The sequence below is a fragment of the Pseudomonas saudimassiliensis genome (genome assembly GCF_000939975.1).
Taxonomy (GTDB): Bacteria; Pseudomonadota; Gammaproteobacteria; order Pseudomonadales; family Pseudomonadaceae; genus Halopseudomonas; species Halopseudomonas saudimassiliensis.
Window position 1 is genome coordinate 1 of the sequence record NZ_LK391970.1, and the last position, 4,311, is coordinate 4,311.

Annotated in this window: 5 protein-coding genes; 3 read left to right on the plus strand and 2 right to left on the minus strand. The window is 60.3% G+C overall.

All coding sequences use genetic code 11. From position 1 onward, the window contains the following. A partial coding sequence (intI1, locus tag VG99_RS15380; RefSeq protein ID WP_044501700.1) for a class 1 integron integrase IntI1 occupies positions 1-923 on the minus strand: 923 nt, incomplete at its 3' end. Between the two features lie 101 nt (positions 924-1,024). Here intI1 and sul1 point away from each other — a divergent pair. From sul1 to VG99_RS15395, 3 genes are all read left to right on the plus strand, one after another. Beyond that, entirely contained in the window at positions 1,025-1,876 is an 852-nt protein-coding gene (sul1, locus tag VG99_RS15385) for a sulfonamide-resistant dihydropteroate synthase Sul1 (RefSeq protein WP_000946487.1), read from the plus strand. 127 nt (positions 1,877-2,003) lie between these two features. Then, positions 2,004-2,504 (plus strand): GNAT family N-acetyltransferase, encoded by a 501-nt coding sequence (locus VG99_RS15390; RefSeq protein ID WP_000376623.1) that lies wholly within the window; start codon positions 2,004-2,006, stop codon positions 2,502-2,504. A gap of 506 nt (positions 2,505-3,010) precedes the next feature. Further along, a complete protein-coding gene (locus VG99_RS15395) occupies positions 3,011-3,775 on the plus strand; it encodes an IS6-like element IS6100 family transposase (RefSeq protein ID WP_001389365.1) in 765 nt (254 codons plus the stop codon). Positions 3,776-4,017: 242 nt separating this feature from the next. Here the strand turns inward: VG99_RS15395 and VG99_RS16245 are convergent. Continuing rightward, positions 4,018-4,311 (minus strand): hypothetical protein (locus VG99_RS16245; RefSeq protein WP_204216779.1); only part of this gene is annotated, 294 nt, incomplete at its 5' end.

The window sequence follows — 4,311 nt, forward strand, 5'->3', positions numbered from 1 at the left end:
GTAGAGACGTCGGAATGGCCGAGCAGATCCTGCACGGTTCGAATGTCGTAACCGCTGCGGAGCAAGGCCGTCGCGAACGAGTGGCGGAGGGTGTGCGGTGTGGCGGGCTTCGTGATGCCTGCTTGTTCTACGGCACGTTTGAAGGCGCGCTGAAAGGTCTGGTCATACATGTGATGGCGACGCACGACACCGCTCCGTGGATCGGTCGAATGCGTGTGCTGCGCAAAAACCCAGAACCACGGCCAGGAATGCCCGGCGCGCGGATACTTCCGCTCAAGGGCGTCGGGAAGCGCAACGCCGCTGCGGCCCTCGGCCTGGTCCTTCAGCCACCATGCCCGTGCACGCGACAGCTGCTCGCGCAGGCTGGGTGCCAAGCTCTCGGGTAACATCAAGGCCCGATCCTTGGAGCCCTTGCCCTCCCGCACGATGATCGTGCCGTGATCGAAATCCAGATCCTTGACCCGCAGTTGCAAACCCTCACTGATCCGCATGCCCGTTCCATACAGAAGCTGGGCGAACAAACGATGCTCGCCTTCCAGAAAACCGAGGATGCGAACCACTTCATCCGGGGTCAGCACCACCGGCAAGCGCCGCGACGGCCGAGGTCTTCCGATCTCCTGAAGCCAGGGCAGATCCGTGCACAGCACCTTGCCGTAGAAGAACAGCAAGGCCGCCAATGCCTGACGATGCGTGGAGACCGAAACCTTGCGCTCGTTCGCCAGCCAGGACAGAAATGCCTCGACTTCGCTGCTGCCCAAGGTTGCCGGGTGACGCACACCGTGGAAACGGATGAAGGCACGAACCCAGTGGACATAAGCCTGTTCGGTTGGTAAGCTGTAATGCAAGTAGCGTATGCGCTCACGCAACTGGTCCAGAACCTTGACCGAACGCAGCGGTGGTAACGGCGCAGTGGCGGTTTTCATGGCTTGTTATGACTGTTTTTTTGTACAGTCTATGCCTCGGGCATCCAAGCAGCAAGCGCGTTACGCCGTGGGTCGATGTTTGATGTTATGGAGCAGCAACGATGTTACGCAGCAGGGTGACGGTGTTCGGCATTCTGAATCTCACCGAGGACTCCTTCTTCGATGAGAGCCGGCGGCTAGACCCCGCCGGCGCTGTCACCGCGGCGATCGAAATGCTGCGAGTCGGATCAGACGTCGTGGATGTCGGACCGGCCGCCAGCCATCCGGACGCGAGGCCTGTATCGCCGGCCGATGAGATCAGACGTATTGCGCCGCTCTTAGACGCCCTGTCCGATCAGATGCACCGTGTTTCAATCGACAGCTTCCAACCGGAAACCCAGCGCTATGCGCTCAAGCGCGGCGTGGGCTACCTGAACGATATCCAAGGATTTCCTGACCCTGCGCTCTATCCCGATATTGCTGAGGCGGACTGCAGGCTGGTGGTTATGCACTCAGCGCAGCGGGATGGCATCGCCACCCGCACCGGTCACCTTCGACCCGAAGACGCGCTCGACGAGATTGTGCGGTTCTTCGAGGCGCGGGTTTCCGCCTTGCGACGGAGCGGGGTCGCTGCCGACCGGCTCATCCTCGATCCGGGGATGGGATTTTTCTTGAGCCCCGCACCGGAAACATCGCTGCACGTGCTGTCGAACCTTCAAAAGCTGAAGTCGGCGTTGGGGCTTCCGCTATTGGTCTCGGTGTCGCGGAAATCCTTCTTGGGCGCCACCGTTGGCCTTCCTGTAAAGGATCTGGGTCCAGCGAGCCTTGCGGCGGAACTTCACGCGATCGGCAATGGCGCTGACTACGTCCGCACCCACGCGCCTGGAGATCTGCGAAGCGCAATCACCTTCTCGGAAACCCTCGCGAAATTTCGCAGTCGCGACGCCAGAGACCGAGGGTTAGATCATGCCTAGCATTCACCTTCCGGCCGCCCGCTAGCGGACCCTGGTCAGGTTCCGCGAAGGTGGGCGCAGACATGCTGGGCTCGTCAGGATCAAACTGCACTATGAGGCGGCGGTTCATACCGCGCCAGGGGAGCGAATGGACAGCGAGGAGCCTCCGAACGTTCGGGTCGCCTGCTCGGGTGATATCGACGAGGTTGTGCGGCTGATGCACGACGCTGCGGCGTGGATGTCCGCCAAGGGAACGCCCGCCTGGGACGTCGCGCGGATCGACCGGACATTCGCGGAGACCTTCGTCCTGAGATCCGAGCTCCTAGTCGCGAGTTGCAGCGACGGCATCGTCGGCTGTTGCACCTTGTCGGCCGAGGATCCCGAGTTCTGGCCCGACGCCCTCAAGGGGGAGGCCGCATATCTGCACAAGCTCGCGGTGCGACGGACACATGCGGGCCGGGGTGTCAGCTCCGCGCTGATCGAGGCTTGCCGCCATGCCGCGCGAACGCAGGGGTGCGCCAAGCTGCGGCTCGACTGCCACCCGAACCTGCGTGGCCTATACGAGCGGCTCGGATTCACCCACGTCGACACTTTCAATCCCGGCTGGGATCCAACCTTCATCGCAGAACGCCTAGAACTCGAAATCTAACGTCCGTTCGGGCATCGAGGTCCATGTCGGGGTGGGACGGGCCCGTGGCTTCAAGATCACTTGCAGTCCGACCGCGATGTCTTGGTTGCGCGAGAGGTTGTCGATATCCTCCACTTCCATCATCAACCCTGGATAATGCCGCCGCCGTCATCGCCGCCGACGCCCGTGCCGGGCTTTTCGGGCCTGTCAGGCTTGCTCGGCCTTCAGCCTGCCTGGGCGAGATCTCCGGCGGACGGATTAACGGCGGAGCTTCGCCGCCTTTCGTGCGTGTGAAGGCCGAAGATAGTTCTCTCAAAAACATCCGTTTATGAGAGATACCAAATGTCATTTTCAGAAGACGACTGCACCAGTTGATTGGGCGTAATGGCTGTTGTGCAGCCAGCTCCTGACAGTTCAATATCAGAAGTGATCTGCACCAATCTCGACTATGCTCAATACTCGTGTGGGCTCTGTTGCAAAAATCGTGAAGCTTGAGCATGCTTGGCGGAGATTGGACGGACGGAACGATGACGGATTTCAAGTGGCGCCATTTCCAGGGTGATGTGATCCTGTGGGCGGTGCGCTGGTATTGTCGCTATCCGATCAGCTATCGCGACCTTGAGGAAATGCTGGCGGAACGCGGCATTTCGGTCGACCATACGACGATCTATCGCTGGGTCCAGTGCTACGCCCCGGAGATGGAGAAGCGGCTGCGCTGGTTCTGGCGGCGTGGCTTTGATCCGAGCTGGCGCCTGGATGAAACCTACGTCAAGGTGCGGGGCAAGTGGACCTACCTGTACCGGGCAGTCGACAAGCGGGGCGACACGATCGATTTCTACCTGTCGCCGACCCGCAGCGCCAAGGCAGCGAAGCGGTTCCTGGGCAAGGCCCTGCGAGGCCTGAAGCACTGGGAAAAGCCTGCCACGCTCAATACCGACAAAGCGCCGAGCTATGGTGCAGCGATCACCGAATTGAAGCGCGAAGGAAAGCTGGACCGGGAGACGGCCCACCGGCAGGTGAAGTATCTCAATAACGTGATCGAGGCCGATCACGGAAAGCTCAAGATACTGATCAAGCCGGTGCGCGGTTTCAAATCGATCCCCACGGCCTATGCCACGATCAAGGGATTCGAAGTCATGCGAGCCCTGCGCAAAGGACAGGCTCGCCCCTGGTGCCTGCAGCCCGGCATCAGGGGCGAGGTGCGCCTTGTGGAGAGAGCTTTTGGCATTGGGCCCTCGGCGCTGACGGAGGCCATGGGCATGCTCAACCACCATTTCGCAGCAGCCGCCTGATCGGCGCAGAGCGACAGCCTACCTCTGACTGCCGCCAATCTTTGCAACAGAGCCTCCGTCGCCATGCTCACCTCGCTTTGGTGCACACGAGTATTGAGCATAGTCGAGATTGGTGCAGATCACTTCTGATATTGAACTGTCAGGAGCTGGCTGCACAACAGCCATTACGCCCAATCAACTGGTGCAGTCGTCTTCTGAAAATGACATTTTCTACATGGCGTTTGGATTCTCGCAAACGACCGTTATTGAGAGTCCTTCGGTGTTGGGAGTAAGTCCCGCGCAACTCGACTCCCGGCCGCAACGAAGATGAATGCCACGATCAGCGCGATAGTGCCGTCAACCGGGTATTCCGCTGCGTCGATATAACCTTGCCTTGCCCCGACGAAGGTTATAACGAGCGTTGCAAAGATTGTCGTTTTCAGAAGACGGCTGCACTGAACGTCAGAAGCCGACTGCACTATAGCAGCGGAGGGGTTGGATCCATCAGGCAACGACGGGCTGCTGCCGGCCATCAGCGGACGCAGGGAGGACTTTCC